The sequence below is a fragment of the Pigmentiphaga kullae genome (assembly GCF_004216695.1).
Classification (GTDB): domain Bacteria; phylum Pseudomonadota; class Gammaproteobacteria; order Burkholderiales; family Burkholderiaceae_B; genus Pigmentiphaga; species Pigmentiphaga kullae.
Genome location: NZ_SGXC01000001.1, coordinates 2,540,835 through 2,558,579, shown reverse-complemented (window position 1 = coordinate 2,558,579; position 17,745 = coordinate 2,540,835). Strand labels below are relative to the sequence as shown.

13 protein-coding genes are annotated in these 17,745 nt (G+C 69.4%); 8 read left to right on the top strand and 5 right to left on the bottom strand.

What is annotated here, in order from left to right:
* Positions 1-2: 2 nt before the first annotated feature.
* Genes EV675_RS12430 through EV675_RS12415 form a run of 4 tightly spaced genes read left to right on the top strand, consistent with a single transcriptional unit; the run spans position 3 to position 6,286 of the window.
* Positions 3-1,718, top strand: coding sequence for an FAD-binding protein (locus EV675_RS12430; RefSeq protein WP_130357528.1), 1,716 nt, complete (start codon positions 3-5; stop codon positions 1,716-1,718).
* Positions 1,715-2,086: a 2Fe-2S iron-sulfur cluster-binding protein gene (locus EV675_RS12425; RefSeq protein WP_130357527.1), complete on the top strand. Its 372-nt coding sequence runs from the start codon at positions 1,715-1,717 to the stop codon at positions 2,084-2,086. The genes EV675_RS12430 and EV675_RS12425 overlap by 4 nt, the downstream gene beginning before the upstream one ends.
* Positions 2,076-2,624 carry a winged helix DNA-binding protein gene (locus EV675_RS12420; protein WP_130357526.1) on the top strand — a complete coding sequence of 183 codons (549 nt, stop codon included), beginning with the start codon at positions 2,076-2,078 and terminating at the stop codon, positions 2,622-2,624. The genes EV675_RS12425 and EV675_RS12420 overlap by 11 nt, the downstream gene beginning before the upstream one ends.
* Entirely contained in the window at positions 2,621-6,286 is a 3,666-nt protein-coding gene (locus tag EV675_RS12415) for a hydantoinase B/oxoprolinase family protein (protein WP_130357525.1), read from the top strand. The genes EV675_RS12420 and EV675_RS12415 overlap by 4 nt, the downstream gene beginning before the upstream one ends.
* 19 nt (positions 6,287-6,305) lie before the next feature.
* Here EV675_RS12415 and EV675_RS12410 read toward each other — a convergent pair whose 3' ends face one another.
* The 3 genes from EV675_RS12410 to fabG all read right to left on the bottom strand — a co-directional run bounded on the left by EV675_RS12410 (position 6,306) and on the right by fabG (position 10,084).
* The gene (locus tag EV675_RS12410; RefSeq protein ID WP_130357524.1) at positions 6,306-8,693 is read right to left on the bottom strand and encodes a hypothetical protein; all 2,388 of its coding nucleotides are present in this window, start codon (positions 8,691-8,693) and stop codon (positions 6,306-6,308) included.
* A gap of 373 nt (positions 8,694-9,066) precedes the next feature.
* Positions 9,067-9,237: a hypothetical protein gene (locus tag EV675_RS29705; RefSeq protein ID WP_165404567.1), complete on the bottom strand. Its 171-nt coding sequence runs from the start codon at positions 9,235-9,237 to the stop codon at positions 9,067-9,069.
* Positions 9,238-9,343: 106 nt separating this feature from the next.
* Positions 9,344-10,084 (bottom strand): 3-oxoacyl-[acyl-carrier-protein] reductase, encoded by a 741-nt coding sequence (gene fabG, locus EV675_RS12405; RefSeq protein ID WP_130357523.1) that lies wholly within the window; start codon positions 10,082-10,084, stop codon positions 9,344-9,346.
* A 163-nt stretch (positions 10,085-10,247) separates the two neighbouring features.
* Between fabG and EV675_RS12400 the strand changes: the two genes are divergently transcribed.
* The gene (locus EV675_RS12400; RefSeq protein WP_130357522.1) at positions 10,248-12,206 is read left to right on the top strand and encodes a metallophosphoesterase family protein; all 1,959 of its coding nucleotides are present in this window, start codon (positions 10,248-10,250) and stop codon (positions 12,204-12,206) included.
* A gap of 87 nt (positions 12,207-12,293) precedes the next feature.
* Positions 12,294-13,577 (top strand): MFS transporter, encoded by a 1,284-nt coding sequence (locus EV675_RS12395; protein WP_130357521.1) that lies wholly within the window; start codon positions 12,294-12,296, stop codon positions 13,575-13,577.
* Here the strand turns inward: EV675_RS12395 and EV675_RS12390 are convergent.
* Positions 13,574-14,965, bottom strand: a complete 1,392-nt coding sequence (locus EV675_RS12390) for an aminotransferase-like domain-containing protein (RefSeq protein WP_130357520.1) — start codon at positions 14,963-14,965, stop codon at positions 13,574-13,576. The two genes, EV675_RS12395 and EV675_RS12390, sit on opposite strands and share 4 nt — an antisense overlap.
* A 117-nt stretch (positions 14,966-15,082) precedes the next feature.
* Between EV675_RS12390 and EV675_RS12385 the strand changes: the two genes are divergently transcribed.
* Entirely contained in the window at positions 15,083-15,943 is an 861-nt protein-coding gene (locus EV675_RS12385) for a DMT family transporter (protein WP_130357519.1), read from the top strand.
* Between the two features lie 18 nt (positions 15,944-15,961).
* Here EV675_RS12385 and EV675_RS12380 read toward each other — a convergent pair whose 3' ends face one another.
* Positions 15,962-16,411 (bottom strand): winged helix-turn-helix transcriptional regulator, encoded by a 450-nt coding sequence (locus tag EV675_RS12380; RefSeq protein ID WP_130357518.1) that lies wholly within the window; start codon positions 16,409-16,411, stop codon positions 15,962-15,964.
* A 100-nt stretch (positions 16,412-16,511) separates the two neighbouring features.
* Here EV675_RS12380 and EV675_RS12375 point away from each other — a divergent pair, with 100 nt between their 5' ends.
* Positions 16,512-17,741 (top strand): MFS transporter, encoded by a 1,230-nt coding sequence (locus EV675_RS12375; protein WP_130357517.1) that lies wholly within the window; start codon positions 16,512-16,514, stop codon positions 17,739-17,741.
* Positions 17,742-17,745 lie beyond the last annotated feature (4 nt).

The following is a 17,745-nucleotide window of genomic DNA, read 5'->3' as shown; positions in this document are numbered from 1 at the left end:
ACATGTCCCATCCCAACCTGCACACGCTGGAAACCGACGTGCTGGTGATAGGCGCCGGCGGTGCCGGCATGAGCGCGGCCATCGCCGCGTCCCAGGCCGGCAAGCGCGCGCTGCTGGCCGACCGCAGCCTGATCGGGCGCGGCGGCGCCACCATCATGGCCCAGATGACCGTGGCCGCCGCCCTGGGCGAGCAAGGGCCCGACCACTGGCAGCATCACCTGCGCGACACGCTGGCGGCCGGCCGCGGCCTGTGCAGCGAGCCGCTGGCCCGGCTGCTGTGCGAGGAAGGCGTGGACGCGATCCGCCTGCTGGACCGCTGGGGCGTGGGCTGGGCCCGCGACGGCGAGCGGATGGCGCAGACCCGCGCCCCCGGCCACGACCGCCCCCGCTGCGTCTACGTGGACTACCTGAACACCGGCCCGGCGGTGGCCAAGACCCTGCGCGCGCAGGCCGCGCGCGAAGCCGGCGTGCGGCGCGTGGGCGACCTGCTGGTGGTGGAACTTCTGCGCAAGAACGGCCGCGTCGTCGGCGCGGTGGCGCTGCACCTGGGCACCGGCGATCCGGTCCTGATACGCGCCGGAGCCACCATCATCGCCACCGGCGGCCTGACGCGCCTCTACCGCCGCAACAGCGCCTCGCTCAACATGGGCGGCGACGGTTTCGCGCTGGCCCTGCGCGCGGGCGCCCGGCTGATCGACATGGAGTTCGTGCAGTTCTTCCCCATCGGCCACCTGGCGCCGCGCCTGGTCGGCTTCGACCCCATCATGTGGGATCCCTTCCGCTACAAGCTGGGCGGCAAGCTGCTGAACAACCAGGGCGAGGAATTCGTCGAACGCTACGGCAACGCCGCCGAGGGCCAGGGCTACACCACCACCCGCGACGCCGCGACCTACGCCATCCTGAAGGAAGTCGAGGCCGGCCGCGGCACGCCGTCCGGCGGCGCCTGGCTGAGTTTCCGCCACGTGCCGGAAGACACGCTGCGCGCGGCGTTCGGCCCCATCATCAACAAGCTGGCCAAGGCGGGCATCGACCTGACCAAGCAGATGATAGAAGTGGCGCCCATCGCCCACTATCACATGGGCGGCATCCGGGTGGACACCGACCTCGCCACCGACGTGCCCGGCCTGTATGCCGCGGGCGAGGCCGTGGGCGGCGCCAACGGCGCCAACCGGCTGTCGGGCAACGCCATTACCGAAGCGATCGCCTTCGGGCTGCGGGCCGGCCGCGTCGCCGCCGCCGACTGCCCGCCGCCGCCCTCGCTGCAAGAACTCGAGGCCCTGGCCCACCCCTGGCTGCAGCGGCTCGCGCCGAGCCACGGCGAACCGGACGGGCTCAATGCCGCGGCGCTGATCGAGGAATTGCAGGCGCTGATGCAAACCCACGTCGGCCCTTTCCGCACCGAGGAAGGCCTGCAGCACGCGCTGAGCGAACTGGACGCGCTGCGGACGCGGGCCGGCGACGGCCTGCCGGGCGGCGGGCCGCAGGATCCCGTGCGGCTGGACACGCTGGACCTGCGCAACATGCTGCTGGTGGCGCAGGCCGTGACGCGCTGCGCGCTGGCGCGGCGCGAAAGCCGGGGCGCCCACCAGCGCGAAGACCATCCCGGGCAGGAAGACGCCTGGACGCTGAACCAGACCATCGCATGGCGCGACGGCAACTGGACGCTGGCCACGCAGCCCGTCCAGCGCCTCGAGACCGCGCAGGAGGACATCGCATGACATCGCCCAACGACTCCATCCACCTGAAGATCCGGCGCGCCGGCCCCGACGCCGAGTCCCGCGTCGCCGAATACGACGTGCCGCCCCAGGCGGCCGCCTCGCTGCTGGACGCGCTGCGCTGGGTGCGCGCGCACCAGGACGACACGCTGGCCTTCCGCTATGCCTGCATCAACGCCAATGCCTGCAAGGAATGCATGATGCGCCTGGACGGCAAGGTCGTGTACGCCTGTCTGGCCAAGCTCGAACCCGGCAGCTCGCACACGGTCGAACCCCTGCCCAACAAACCGCTGGTGCGCGACCTGGTGACCGAGATCGCACCGCCCAAGGAACGCCTGTTCGCCGGCGAGGACGACGACGATGACGAATGACCGCCGGCGCGGCGACGCGCCGGACGATGCCGGCGAACGCCTGCGCATCCTGTCCTCGGCGCACCTGGCCACGGGCCCGCACGCGGAGCTGTCCGAACTCGAGTTCGGGCTGATCATCGCCCACAACGCGTTCAGCCGCTGGGTGGTGCGCTGCATGGCGGCCGCCGGCACGGCCGATCTCGCGGTCACGGACGTGCTGGTGCTGCACCACGTCCACCACCGGGAGCGGGGCAAGAAGCTGGCCGACATCTGCTTCACCCTCAACTACGAAGACACGCACGTCATCAACTATTCGCTGAAGAAGCTGGCCGGCCTGGGCCTGGTGCGCGGCGAAAAAAGCGGCAAGGAAGTGCTCTACGCCACCACCGACGAAGGCGCGGCGCTGATCGACCGCTTCCGCGCCGTCCGGGGCCGCTGCCTGCTTGCCAGCGTCGAGGGCGAACTGGCCGACGGCGCTTCCCTGTCCGACGTGGCCCGGCGCCTGCGCATGCTGTCGGGCCTTTATGACCAGGCCGCCCGCGCGGCCTCATCGCTATGAACACTGCCTCTCCCTCTCCCGCCGACGACGCCCGCTGGGAATTCTGGATAGACCGCGGCGGCACCTTCACCGACGTGATCGGACGCCGTCCCGACGGCTCGCTGGCAACCGCCAAGCTGCTGTCCGAGAACCCCGGCCGCTACGACGACGCCGCCGTCGAAGGCATACGCCGCCTGCTGGAGCTGGCTCCGGGCGAACCCGTGCCTGCCGATCGCATCGAGGTCGTGCGCATGGGCACCACGGTCGCCACCAACGCGCTGCTGGAACGCAAGGGCGAGCGCGTGCTGCTGGCCGTCACCCGGGGCTTTCGCGACGCCCTGCGCATCGCCTACCAGAACCGGCCGCGCCTGTTCGACCGCGAGATCATCCTGCCCGAACAGCTCGCCAGCCACGTGGTCGAGATCGACGAACGCCTGGCCGCTGACGGCGCCGTCGTGGCCGGACTGGACGAGGCGCAGGCCCGGGCGGCCCTGGCCGAGGGCCGATCGCAAGGCTACCAGTCCATCGCCATCGCGCTCATGCACGGCTACCGCAACCCGGCGCACGAACTGCGGCTGGCGGCGATCGCGCGCGAACTCGGCTATGCGCAGGTCTCCGCCTCGCATGCCGTCTCGCCGCTGATCCGCTTCGTCGCGCGCGGCGATACCACCGTGGTGGACGCCTACCTGTCGCCCGTGCTGCGCCGCTACGTCGACCGCGTCTCGTCCGCCCTCCCCGGCGTGCGCCTGCAGTTCATGCAATCGAGCGGCGGCCTGACCGACGCCCGCGCCTTCCAGGGCAAGGACTCCGTCCTGTCGGGCCCGGCGGGCGGCATCGTCGGCATGGCCGGCGTGTCGGCCGCCGCCGGCTTCGACCGGATCATCGGCTTCGACATGGGCGGCACCTCGACCGACGTATCCCACTATGCCGGCGAATACGAGCGCACCTTCGATACGCTGGTGGCGGGCGTGCGGCTGCGCGCGCCCATGATGAGCATCCACACGGTGGCCGCCGGCGGCGGATCCATCCTGCGCTTCGACGGCACACGCCTGCGCGTGGGCCCGGAATCGGCCGGCGCCGACCCCGGCCCCGCCTGCTATCGGCGCGGCGGCCCGCTGACCGTCACCGACGCCAACGTCATGTTGGGCCGCATCCAGCCCGCCCACTTTCCCGCGGTGTTCGGCCCCGACGGCAACCAGCGGCTGGACGCCGAGGTGGTCCGCGCGCGCTTCGCCGAACTGGCCCGCGAGGTCGAGCGCGCCAGCGGCCGCCCCACCACGCCCGAGGCGCTGGCCCACGGCTTCCTGGAGATCGCGGTCACCAACATGGCCAACGCGATCAAGCTGATTTCCGTACAGCGCGGCTACGACATCACCCGCTACACCCTGACCACCTTCGGCGGCGCCGGCGGCCAGCATGCCTGCGCCGTGGCGGACGCGCTGGCCATGCCGCGCGTGCTGATCCACCCGCTGGCCGGCGTGCTGTCCGCCTATGGCATGGGCCTGGCCGTCGCCACCGCCGTGCGGGAACGCTCGGTGGAGCGCCGCTTCGACCCCGACGGCCGCGCCGAGGCGCGCCGGGTGCTGGACGAACTGGGCGCCGCGGCCAAGGCCGAGTTGCAGGCCCAGGGCTGCGAGGCGGCCGACATACGCGTTGCCGAGCGGGCTTACCTGCGCTACGAGGGCACCGACACCGCGCTGCCGGTCCCGCTGGGCGAGACCCCGGCCATGCTGGCGGAGTTCGAGCGCGCCTATCGGCAGCGCTTCGCCTTTCTGATGCCCGGCCGCGCGCTGGTGATCGACTCCGTGATGGCCGAAGCCACCGCCGAGGAAGGCCCCCAGAGCGCGCGCGCCGCCTGGTTCGACCGCCCCGCGCGCGAGGCCGGCACGCGGCTGCAGGCCCGCGACAGCGCCGCCATCCATGCCGGCGCCTGGCAGGACAGCCCCCTTTACGCGGCCGCCGACCTGCGCGCCGGCGACGTCATCGCGGGCCCCGCCATCATCACCGACGCCAACGCGACCACCGTGGTCGATCCCGGCTGGCGCGCCACCGCGACCGCGAACGGCGACATCGTGCTCGAACGCGCCATGCCCCGGCCCGAACGCCGCGCCGTCGGCACGCAGGCCGACCCGGTGATGCTGGAGATCTTCAACAACCTGTTCATGTCCATCGCCGAACAGATGGGCTGGCGCCTGCAGAACACCGCGCACTCGGTCAACATCAAGGAGCGCCTGGACTTCTCGTGCGCGATCTTCGACGCGCGGGGAGACCTGGTCGCCAACGCGCCCCACATCCCCGTCCATTTGGGGTCCATGGGCGCCAGCGTGCGGGCCGTCATCGACAGCACCCAGGGCACGCTGCGGCCCGGCGATGCCTACGTGCTCAACGATCCCTATGCCGGCGGCACCCACCTTCCGGACGTCACGGTCATCACCCCCATCTTCGACGAGGCCGGCACCCGCGTGCTGTTCTACGTGGGCTCGCGCGGCCACCACGCCGACATCGGCGGCCTGACGCCGGGTTCCATGCCGCCGGACTCGCGCACCATCGACGACGAGGGCGTGCTCATCACCAGCTTCCTGCTGGTGCGCGACGGCCACCTGCGCGAGTCCGAGATGCGGCAACTGCTGGCCGCCGCGCGGCATCCGGCGCGCAACATCGACCAGAACATCGCCGACCTGCGCGCCCAGGTGGCCGCCAACGAGAAGGGCCGCGAGGAGCTCATGGCCATGGTGCGCTACTTCGGCCTGGCCGTCGTGCAGGCGTACATGGGCCACGTGCAGGACAACGCCGAGGAATCCGTGCGCCGGGCCATCAGCCGCCTGCGCGACGGACGCTTCACGGTGTCGCTGGACAACGGCGCCCAGGTCCGGGTGGCCGTCACGGTGGACCACGCCACCCGCAGCGCCACGTTGGACTTCACCGGCACCTCTAAGCAACTGCCCAACAACTTCAACGCCCCGCGCGCCGTCACCTCGGCCGCCGTCCTGTACGTGTTCCGCACCCTGCTGGACGAGGACATCCCCATGAACGCGGGCGGCCTGAAACCGCTCACCATCGTGGTTCCCGAAGGCTCGATGCTGAACCCGCGCTATCCGGCCGCCGTCGTGGCCGGCAACGTCGAGACCTCGACCTGCGTCACCAATGCGCTGTACGGCGCGCTGGGCATCATGGCCAGCAGCCAGCCGACCATGAACAACCTGACCTTCGGCAATGCCCGCCACCAGTATTACGAGACCATCTCGGGCGGCTCGGGCGCGGGCGGCCGCTTCGACGAAGCCGGCGACCTGGCCGGCGGTTTCGACGGCACGTCGGTGGTCCAGACCCACATGACCAACTCCCGCCTGACGGACCCGGAAGTGCTGGAGCTGCGCTTCCCGGTGCGGCTGGAGCGCTACGAGATCCGCCACGGCTCGGGCGGCGACGGCCGCTGGCGCGGCGGCGACGGCGGCGTGCGCACGCTGCGCTTCATGGAACCGATGACGGTTTCGCTGCTGGCCAACGGCTGGCACCATCCCGCTTTCGGGCTGCGCGGCGGACAACCCGGCGCGCCGGGCCTGGCCCGCGTGCTGCGCGCCGACGGACGGGTCGAACCGCTGGACCACGCGGATCGCGCGGAGTTGCAGGCGGGCGACCGGGTCGAGATCGAGACGCCGGGCGGCGGCGGCTACGGGGAAGCCTGACCACGGCCCGTGGCCGGCCTCAGCCCCCCTGGCAGGTGGCGTACAGGCTGGCGATCTCTCGCGTCAGCAGGGCCTGCCAGCGCATCATGACGTAGTTGCAGACGGCCGACGAATGAATGCCCTCGCACGGCCAGTTCAACGGCAAGGTGCCGTTGTCGGCCCTGGCGATGCTGTTGCCGCCGCCGTCGCTCTGGTTGGCGGTGGTGGCCGAATCGCGCGCCGCCTGGTCGGACTGTTCGGCCTGCTGGCGCAGCACCTCGGCATTGCCGCCGCCGGCCTTCACCTTGGCCAGCGTCGAGGCGACATCCATCTGCAAGGCTTCCTTGCGGACCTCGGCCAGGAGGGGGTTGGTATAGGGCCGCAGCTGCGGGGCGAGGTGCGCCATCGTCCCCGTGCAGCGCCCACCACCGCCCTGGCCGCTGGAAGCCCGTGCCGCCGCGGCCCCGGAACTTGCCTGCGCCGCGCCGCCATCGCGCGCGCCCGCCGCCTGCGGCCTGGGCTGCGCCTTGGGCGCGGGGCCGTCGGGCAGCACCAGCTTCACCGTCTGCCCGGCCGGCGTGGTCACGCTGGCATTGCGCAGTTCCAGGTAATCCTCGTCAATCGCGCGCAGCTCGCCCGTCACGCTCATTTCCTTCGCGTCGGCGAATTGCCGGGCCTGCGCCGGCGGCAGCGGCACCATGACCGGCACGTTGCGCCAGGAGCCGATGAACATGCCCCGGTCGGCGTCGTAGTCCCGCAGCGCGACCTTCATCGCATGCGGCAGCGTCAGCGTGGCCAGCCGCTTCTGGTACTCGGCCGAGGTCTCGAACCTGTCCTTCTTCAACGCGGCCAGGAACGCCGCGGCCGGCTTGCCCGAGTCGTCGTGGGCGAACCGCCAGAGACGGGTGCGCCAGTTGTACGACTGGCCGGTCAGCAGGTCCTGCTGGATGATGAAGCCCGACTGGAACCGCCCTGCCGGCAAGGTGCGCAGCAACTGGCCCGTCTTCGTGTCAAACAACTGCGCGGGTATCCGGGACTCGGTCGCATACGACGTCACCAGCACCTGGTCCGGGTGGCCCGGCAGCTCCTGGAACACGCCGGAGAACGACCGGTCCTGCGGAGACTGGCGGTGCAGCGTCTGCAACGTGATGCGGCGCTGCCACGTCGACGGATCCAAGACGTCGACCTTGCCGGTCTGCTCGTCGTGCAGGTAGGCGTTTTCTCCCCAGCCCAGCAGCCGCTCGTTGCCGTTGCTGACGCGCGCCATCGAACAATCGGGCAGGTTCACCCTGACGGGCGGCTGTGCCGTCAGGACATTGCCCCGCTTGTCGGCATACGGTATCCCGGCGACATGGCCGGGCAGCTCGCACAGCATCCTGCCGTGGGCCACGTCCCAGATCCGCAACCGATGCGACGGGCTGCTCCAGTCGCCCATCTCGGAATAGGCATAGGGCGTGTTGCCTATCCAGCGGTAGTCCAGGCGCTTGTACTGGTCCGCCGGCCGCCGGTCGTCCCCACGGAACTCGCCGGCCTTGGCGCCATTGACGTAATAGCTGACCACGCCGTCCTTCTGCGCGAAGAACTCCTGCCGGCCCTGGTCGTCGATGCGGGCGGCGCAGGCGTCGGCATCGTCCACCGACACGCCTCCCAACTCGGCTCCCCTGGCGTCGTAGTAGCTCACCCCCAGGCAGCGCCGCCCCTTGTCGAAATCGGTCATCCGCAAGTGCTCGACGACGTGGCGTCCGCCCACCTCCTTCGGCCACGGGAAATACCCGCCAGGCGGCAGCGTGCGCAGCGAATTGCCTTGCAGGTCGACCAGTTCGGAACCGTTCTTCAGCTCGCTGACCAGCAGCGCCTCGTTGCCGACGAAGCTCAGCGTGCGGGAAGACTGGCCTGACGGCACGCGCGTCGGCACCGCCCGGTCCTTGCCCGTGGCCGTATCGCGCAGCATGATCCGCCCGTCCGTCGCCTCGAAGGCCAGCCAAGCGCCATCGGGAGAGATGCTGGTGGTGCTGCGCGCCGTGATGTCGAAATCGGGCCGGGCATTGCCCGTTTCCTGCATGCCGAGCAGGCGCTTGTGGATCACGATGCGGCCCTGGTATTCGGGCGGAGGCGCCAGCGCCTGCAAGGCCTGCTCCTGTTCCTGCCGGACCGCCTCCTGCTGCTGCCGCTGCCGCGCCGCGGCCTCGCGCTCCCGCTGCGCCTGCTGCTCCCGCTCGCGGCGGGCATTCTCGGCGGCGCGCTGCTCCTGCTCTTCCTGGCGGCGCTGGTCCTCGGCAATGACCCGGCCGGTCTGTTCGATCATCTGGCCGAGCTGGCGGAACAGTGCGCCGGAATCGGCGGCCGATGCCGGCCAGCAACAACCCGCGGCAGCCAGCACGGCCACGCCGCGCAATACGCGAAAACGGGGGAAAGACGGGATATCCATGATGTCGAATCGGCCAGGCGAACAAACCGGGAAACCTGGGCGGAAACCGCCCAGGTCCCAGAATATCGTTACGGCAGAACCGTCACATCACTCAAATGAGGGGCAAACCCTGGAACGGGCGCAGGCAATCAAGGCAAACCCTATTGCTGCATTTGGTTTAATCAATTGGCAGGATATGGAAGCACCCACTATCATCGCAGGGCATTCGCCCTAACTTCGATGTTGGATGAAACCCATGCTTCTGGAAGTTCTGCTGGTCTGGCTGGCCTGTGCGCTGCTGGTGGTATATAGCGTCGAGCGCAAGAGAAGAAGACGAGATTCGGCCAGGAATGACCACGCCGTGCGCTAGCACGGCCACGACGGCCCGTTGCCCTTACAGGCACCCCACGGCAAAGCTGGACAGCAGCCGGGACTCCGGCACACCGCCGGCATGGCAGGCAAGGCGCAGGATCGCGGCGTTCAGGAAACACACGGCCAGGAAAGCGACGAGGACACGCAGGAATCGCTTGAGTCCTGGCCTTTCTGTCTCGCTGTAATAGCTCATACAAGCGCTTGGCAATTGATTCTAATTGCTAAACACGTTACAGCATCCTCCCTTTATTCGCAATTATGCGAACGACGTAGGTGTGATATAGACCGCCGGCCACAAGCTAGACGGACATGCCTCCCGACACCTCCAACGCCACGCCATTGACGTAGCTCGCGTCATCGGAAGCCAGAAAGGCGTATACGCTGGCGATTTCCTCCGGCGCCCCCAGCCGCCTCATCCAGCAGGCGGTCCGGAAACCGTCCAGCACCTTCTCCGGCATGCTCTTGAGGATGTCGGTCTCGACGAAGCCCGGACAGACCGCGTTCACCCGTATCCCCTTGGGACCCAGTTCGCGGGCCCAGGTCTTGGTGAAGCCGATCACGCCGAACTTGCTGGCCGCGTAGTTGGTCTGCCCGAAATTCCCGTACAGGCCGACCACGCTCGACGCATTCAGGATGACGCCGCGCTGCTGCGCCAGCATGGTGTCGACGACCGCCTGGGTGCAATTGAACACGCCCTTCAGGTTCACGTCGATGACCTGGTCGAACTGCTGTTCGGTCATGCGCGCCAGCCGGGCATCCTGCGTGATGCCCGCGTTATTGACCAGGATGTCTATGCGGTGGAACCTGGCCTTGATGGCGGCGACCACCGCGTCTATCCCTTCGCGGTCGGTCACGTCCAGCGCATGGGCCTCGGCCTGGTGGCCGGCTTCCCGCAGGGCCCTGGCCTGCTCGCGCGCGGCGTCGGCCGCCCGGTCGCACAGGATCACCGTGGCGCCCTCGCCGGCGAATTTCCATGCGGTGGCCCGGCCGATGCCGGCGGCGGCCCCCGTGATGATGGCTACTCGGTCTTTCAGCTTCACTGACATCCCCCTCCTGGATGGAATCCGGCCTCTTCCGCAACGCCGGGCCGGGCGCCGCATCGGCGCCAGTGTGTTTTTACCCTGTCCGGCAAAACCCCGCATCCGCAGCAATGACGCGGTCATATCGACCCCCTAATCTGCGCCGCTTTCGGGGGAACAAACGATGTCCATACGTATCGCCAAGAGTATCGCCAAGACCGGGCGCGGGGCGGCCGCCGCCCTGGCGCTCGCCGTGCTGTCCACGCTGGCCGCCTGCGGCGGAGGTGGAGACGGCTCCGCTTCGACCGATCCCGGTACGCCTGGCGGCCCGGGCACGCCGACCGATCCCGTCACGCCCACGCTGCGTGTCGGCATCCTGCCCGACACCCAGGGCGGCGATTCCGGCGTCGCCCTGCATCCCATGAAGGCCATCCTGGACCTGTACGCCAGATCGGGCGTCAACGTGGTCCTGGCGGTGGGCGACCTGGTGGAGAACGGCACGCCGGCCGAATACGCGCTGTGGCGCGGCCTGGCCGAGCAGTACAAGGGCAGGATGACCATTCTGCCCATCATGGGCAACCACGACCCCAAGGGCATAGACCAGGACTGGTACGACACGGTGGAGGGCTTCATCCCCGCCGACGCGCAGCACATGCCCGGTTCGGCCTACAAGAACTACGCGCTGGTGCGCGACAACGTGCTGTTCATCAACATCTCGTACGGCTGGCTGGAGCGGGCCTACGATTTCGTGGAAAGCATGGTCAAGGAGCACCGCGGCAAGGTCGACCACATCATCCTGCAGACCCACAACTCCTTCGCCGGCAACCGCTACGGGCTGGTGCGCGAGAACCTCGTCGACGGCAGCCTGGCCATCGTCAACGACGTCAGGTTCCGCGAGGCCTACGACAAGTACCGCAAGCTGTTCGCCGAGCACGACGTGATCTATGTCTCGGGCCACGAGCATCACTATGCGCGCAGCCTCATCCGCGACGATTCCGACCTGGGCTTCCAGCAGATCATCTCGGGCGATTCGGCCTACAAGGGCTACGAGACCCGCTTCGGCGAACACGAGCGCATCCAGAACGTGCTGATGCACAAGGTGCAGCACGAGGACACCGGCTTCGTCGACGCCAACGCCTCGATCTTCACCATCCAGGGCGGCATGCTGGACTACCGCTCCTACTTCGCCACCCATTCGGTCGCCCGCAACGAGGACGGCCCCAAGGAACTCGCCACGCCGCAGTGGAAACTGCTGGACCGTTTCGTGCGCTCCACGCAGCGCTGCGAAAAGGTCGTGTTCCCCGGCAGCGTGCCCGCGGACATCCAGCGCAACAGCGCCTACGACCCGTCCTACCGCACCAGCTACTGCGCCTCGGCCAGCGGCCATCGCGCGCGCCTGCTGGACGGCACCAACCGCAGCTTCAACCGCTACGACACCCGCACCCGCGGCATGAGCGCCACGCCGGGCTATTCCTATGCCGGCAGCAACATGGAAATGCTGTCCATGATGTACCGCTACATGTTCATCAGCGACGAGAGCTTCAGCCGCAACCTGAACAACAGCCGGCGCGCGCGGCTGGTGAACGAGGGCACCGGCGACGAGGAGATCGAGGTCCGCGCCACCACCATCGACCTGAAGAAACTGGTGGCGCTGAACTGGCGGAAGCGCGGCAAGGACACGGTGTCCGACGTGCTGTGGGTCAGCGGCATCGCGGGGCAGACCGGCACCTACATCGATCCCTGGGGACGCGCCAAGGACATCACGACCGCGACGGGCCTGCCGGGCAGCTACGGCGACGGCTCGGAAAGCGGCAAGCTGCCGGTGCGGTTGCCGGCCCACGCCACGCGCCAGTGGGAACTCAGCGCCGACCAGAGCGGCGACGCCTACGTGCTGGAGTTCGCGCTGCCCGAGGGTGCCGACGCAGGCGCGACCACGCTGGCGCGCCGCGACGCGAACGGCAAGTGGATCGCGCTGGCGCCGGCTTCGTGCATCAGCAAGCTGCCCTACCAGGCCGCGTTCCTGTCCGCGCTGCCGGCCGACGTCGACGCCTCGTGCGCCGCGGCCGTGGGCTATGACGCCACGAAGTCGGCCTACTGGGCCAGGGTCGACAAGGAAGGAGCGTTCGCGGTAGTGACGCGCTAGGCTGAAGCGAGACACGTCCGGCGTTTCCAGGAGCCGGCCATCCCTATATCATTCCAGGGAACATGGCCACGATCCCTCTTTCCTGACATGCCGGCGGCGGCCAGCAGCCCCACTCCCGCCACCGCGATCTCGCGCGGATCCCTGACGATCGCCGCCCTGTCGACGATCGTCGAGTGGTACGACTTCACGCTGTACCTGTACTTCGCGACGGTCCTGTCCCGCGTCTTCTTCGGCGGAGGCGACCTGTCGCTGCTGGCCACCCTGGCCGGCTTCGCCGTCTCGTACTTCATGCGGCCCCTGGGCGCCCTGGTGTTCGGCCATATCGGCGACCGCTTCGGCCGTCGCCGGACACTGCTGCTGTCCATGGCGCTGATGACGGCCGCCATGCTGGCGACCGCGCTGCTGCCCGCCTACGGCAGCCTGGGCGCCACCGCCGGCGTGCTGCTGCTCCTGCTGCGCTGCCTGATGGCGTTCTCGGTGGGCGGCGAATACACCAGCGTGGTGGCCTACCTGCTGGAAGGCGCGCCGCCCGGCCGCCGGGGCCTGGTCACGTCGCTCGCGTCAGCCGCCAGCGAAGTCGGCGCGCTGCTGGCGGTGGCGGTCTCGGCCGCGACCGTCGCCCTGCTCGCCCCCCCCCGACTCGACGCCTGGGGATGGCGCATTCCCTTCTTCGTCGGCGCGGCCCTGGCGGGCAGCATCTGGATCGCGCGCTCGGCCATGCAGGAATCGCCGGACTTCGAAAGGCAGCGGCGCCAGGGCACCATACCCGCCTCGCCCATCCTGCACACGCTCACCCATCATCGCGCAGCCGTGCTGCGGACCTTCGCGATCTCGGCGCTGGGCTCCATCACCTATTACGTCGGCATCACCTACGTGCCCGCGTTCCTGACCTCGGCCGGCGGCCGCGCGGAAGCCGAATCGCTCTGGCTGTCGACCGTCGCCGCCGTGGCCGTCATCGTGGTCACGCCCGCGGCCGGCGCGCTGTCGGACCGACTGGGACGCCGGCGCATGCTGATGGGACTGGCGGCCCTGGGCGCGGCCCTGCCCTTGTTCATGTTCACCTACATGGCGCACGGCACGACCGTGCAGGTCGCGCTGGGCGCGATCGCGCTGGCGCTGGTCGCCGGCGGCGTCAGTGCCGTGGGCGCTCCCGCCACGGCCGAGCAGTTTCCCGGCGAAGGCCGCCTGAGCGGACTGGCGCTGGGCGCGACCGCGGCCACCGCGCTGTTCGGAGGGCTGACGCCTTTCCTGGCGCAATGGCTGGTCCAGGCCACGGGCTGGACGGCCGCGCCGGGCGCGATGATCGCACTGGTCGCGCTGGCGGTGCTGCCCGTCCTGTGGAAAATGCCGGAGACCGCACCTTCGCGCTAGGCGCCCCACGCCTCCAGCGCGCGCGCCAGCACCTGGAAGATCCTGCCGTCGCCCGATTGCGAAACGTTGAAGCGCAGGAAACCCGCGGCGCTGCGCGACTGGCTGAACGCATTGCCCGGCGCCAGCACCACGTCGTCTTTCAGGCACGAACGCGCGATGTCGGCGGCATCCACGCCATCGGGCAGGCGGCACCAGACGAACATGCCCGCGGGCGGGACGAGCCAGGGCTGGATGTCCAGGGTTCTCAGCCGCGCGACGGTCTTGTCCATCGCCTCGGCCAGCCTATGCCGGACCTCCTCCATGTGCTTGCGATAGCCGCTGTGGGTCAGCGCGGCAAGCAGGACCGAGGCCGCCAGGTGTCCGTTGCCGAAGGTCGTGGCGATCTTCAGGTCGACCAGGTTGTCGATCCAGTCGGCCCGCGCGGCCACGTAGCCGCAGCGCAGCGAAGCCGAGACGGTCTTGGAGAAACTGCCGATGTGGATCACGCGATCCAGGCCATCGAAGGCGGCCAGCCGGGGGGCCGGCGCCGTCTCGAAATCGGCGAAGATGTCGTCCTCGACGATGACCAGCCCCGAGCCGTCGGCCAGCTTCAGCAGCCGGTGCGCCGTCACGGGCGACAGCGTCGCCCCCGTGGGATTGTGGATGGCGGAATTGGTGATGTAGAGCCGGGGCGCATGTTCCCGCAGCGCGGCCTCGAAAGCCGCGACATCCGGTCCGTTCGGCGTGTAGGGAATCCCCACGGCCTTGGCCCGGTGCGCCTTCAGCAAGGCATGGAAATTGAAGTAGCACGGATCGTCGACCAGTACGGTGTCGCCCGGCTCCAGCAGGAAACGGCAGATGAGGTCGATGGCCTGCGTACCCGAGTCGGTCAGCATGATCTGCTCGGGCGCTGCCTCGATGCCGGTGGCGGCCATCCTGCGGGCAAGCAGCTGGCGCAGCGGCGGCAGGCCCAGCGGCGTGCCGTAGTCCGCCAGCACGGGCGCGTCGGCGCGCGCCATGGCCCGCAACGCCCGGCGCATGCCGTCCTCGTACATCCATGCGGGAGGCAGCCAGCCGCAGCCGGGCTTGGGCACGGCATCGCCGGTCTCCAGCGACTGGCGCGATATCCACAGCGGGTCGACTTCCCGGTCCAGCTTCGGACCGATTTCCGACAGGGCCAGGGGCGCCGCCGGCCCGGACACGTAGAACCCCGAACCCGGACGGGACCGGATGGCGCCTTCGGCCGCCAGCCGCTCGTAGGCCTCGACCACGGTCGAGACCGACAGCCGCATGGCCTGGGCCTGCGCGCGCACCGAGGGCAGCCGTGCCCCCGGCGGATAGGCGCGCGAGGCGATCCTGGAGCGGATCGTTTCCATCACGGCGTCGATGCGCGTTCCCTGTCCCTTCATGACACCCCCGACTGTACCGATCCAATATCCATAACAGTTATCTTGAATTGTACTGGACCGTATCTGGGCCCGGATACCCGCCCATGCTCTACTTAGAGCCCCATGCACAGGTGGCACATGAACAAGACGACGAACGGATGGATCAACGGATTGATAGGCGTGGTGATTTTCGCCGGCTCGCTGCCGGCCACGCGGGCCGCGGTCATGGACCTGGATCCGATGTTCCTGACCGGCGCGCGGGCGGCCATTGCCGCCGTGCTGGGCGGGATGCTGCTGCTGGCCTTCCGCGAGCGCCGTCCGGCCCTGGTTGACCTGCCGGCACTGGCCGTGGTGGCCCTGGGCGTGGTGGTGGGCTTTCCGCTGTTGACCGCGCTGGCGCTGCGGCACGTCTCGTCCGCGCATTCCATCGTGTTTCTGGGACTGCTGCCGCTGTGCACCGCGATCTTCGGCGTATTGCGCGGCGGCGAACGCCCCCGTCCGGCATTCTGGCTGTTCTCGCTGCTGGGCAGCGTGTTCGTGGCCGGCCACGCCGCCCTGGGCGGCATCGGCGCATCGCTGCGCGGCGACCTGCTGATGCTGGCCGCCATCGTCGTGTGCGGCCTGGGCTACGCGGAAGGCGCACGCCTCTCGCGCCGGCTGGGCGGCTGGCAGGTCATCAGCTGGGCGCTGGTGCTGTCCCTGCCCGTCATGCTGCCCATGGCGCTGCTGGCCCGCCCCGTGTCCTTCGACCACGTGGGCGCGCCGGCCTGGTTCGGCCTGGCCTACGTGTCGTTGTTCAGCATGTTGATCGGCTTCGTGTTCTGGTACCGGGGTCTGGCGCAGGGGGGCATCGCGGCGGTCGGGCAATTGCAATTGCTGCAACCCTTCCTGGGCCTGGGACTGGCCGCGCTGTTCCTGCACGAATCGGTCAGCGGCACCATGGTGGCCGCGACGCTGGGGGCGGTGGGATGCGTGGCGGGCGCCAGGCGATTCGCGTGAACGAGCCGATACCGCGCGCTATTCCTCGGGCACCTTGAGCAGCACCGTATCGTCCGGCCCCACCGACCGCCCGTCCGGCGTACGGATGTCGAGACGGACCGGCAGGCCGGTCTCGCGATCGACCAGTTCCGAATGCGCCTCGCCCGGCTTGAACAGATGCCGCTCGCCGAACTGGCGCAGGGCGACCATCACCGGGAACAGGTCCCGGCCCACGGCCGTCAGGCGGTACTCCATCCGCGCGCCGCTATCCCCCACCGGGACGGCCTCCAGGATGCCGCGCGACACCAGGGTGCGCAGGCGCTCGGTCAGGATGTTCTTCGCGATGCCCAGGCTCTTCTGGAATTCGCTGAAACGCGTCAGGCCGTCGAACGCGTCGCGCACGATCAACAGCGACCACCAGTCGCCGATCACGTCCAGCGACCGGGCGCTGGGGCAGTAATCCCCCTTCAGGCTTTTTCGTCCAACCATGGCCCGCACTCCATCGAATTTTAAGTTGCATTATAAAACTTAAAATCTTATCCTTCCGAACGGTTGCGTAATAAAACCAAATTATTCGGGAGTCTTGAACATGGGTTCCACAACAGGCGCGGCGCCATCGCCGCTCACGCGTCCCGTCACGCTGCTCTTCGCGGTCGCCAGCGGCCTGGCCGTCGCCAACGCCTATTTCGCCCACCCCCTGCTGGACGTCATGGCCGACGATCTCGGCCTGTCCCGCGCGGTGGCCGGGCTCATCGTGGGCGCGACCCAGCTCGGGTACGGGCTGGGCCTGGTCCTGCTGGTGCCGCTGGGCGACCTGCTCGATCGCCGCAAACTCATCGTCGGGCAGTCGCTGCTTTCCGTGCTGGCCCTGGCCTGCGTGGGGTTGTCGTCGACCGCGGCCATGCTGCTCGCGTCCATGGCGGCGGTGGGCCTGCTCGCGGTCGTCACGCAGGCGCTGGTCGCCTATGCCGCCACCCTGGCCCGGCCCGGGGAACGGGGCCAGGTCGTGGGCGTGGTCACCAGCGGCATCGTGCTTGGCATCCTGCTGGCGCGGACGGCCGCGGGCCTCTTGACCGACCTGTCGGGATGGCGGACGGTCTATCTGGTGTCGGCCGCGCTGACGCTGGTGATCGCCGGGCTGCTCTACAAGGCCCTGCCTCGCCAGGGGCGCACCGGGCCGCGGATCTCCTATCCGCGCCTGATCGCCTCGGTGTTCACGCTGTTCCTCAAGGAACCGGTGCTGCGCATCCGCGCCGTCATCGCGATGCTGATCTTCGCCGACATCACCACGCTGCTCGCGCCCATGGTGCTGCCACTGGCCGCGCCGCCCTTTTCGCTGTCCCACACGGAAGTCGGCCTATTCGGGCTGGCCGGCGCCGCCGGCGCGCTGGGCGCCGCCCGGGCCGGCCGCTGGGCCGACCGCGGACATGGCCAGCGCACGACCGGCATCGCGCTCGCGCTGATGCTGGCCGCGTGGCTGCCGATCTCGATGCTGCCGCACTCCATCCTGTGGCTGGTCCTGGGCGTGCTGGTGATCGACTTCGGCCTGCAGGCGGCGCACGTCACCAACCAGGGCATGATCTACCGCGTGCGGCCGGAAGCGCAGAACCGCCTGACCGCCGCCTACATGGTGTTCTATTCCATCGGCAGCGCGGCCGGCTCGTCCATCTCGACCCTGGTCTATGCCCGCGCGGGCTGGAACGGCGTCTGCCTGATGGGCGCGGGCATCGGCGCGCTCGCGCTGCTGTTCTGGGCCGCCACCCTGCGCGCGACGCCGGCGGCGGCAACGTGTCAAACTAGCGCACCGACATTGTCCTAGGACG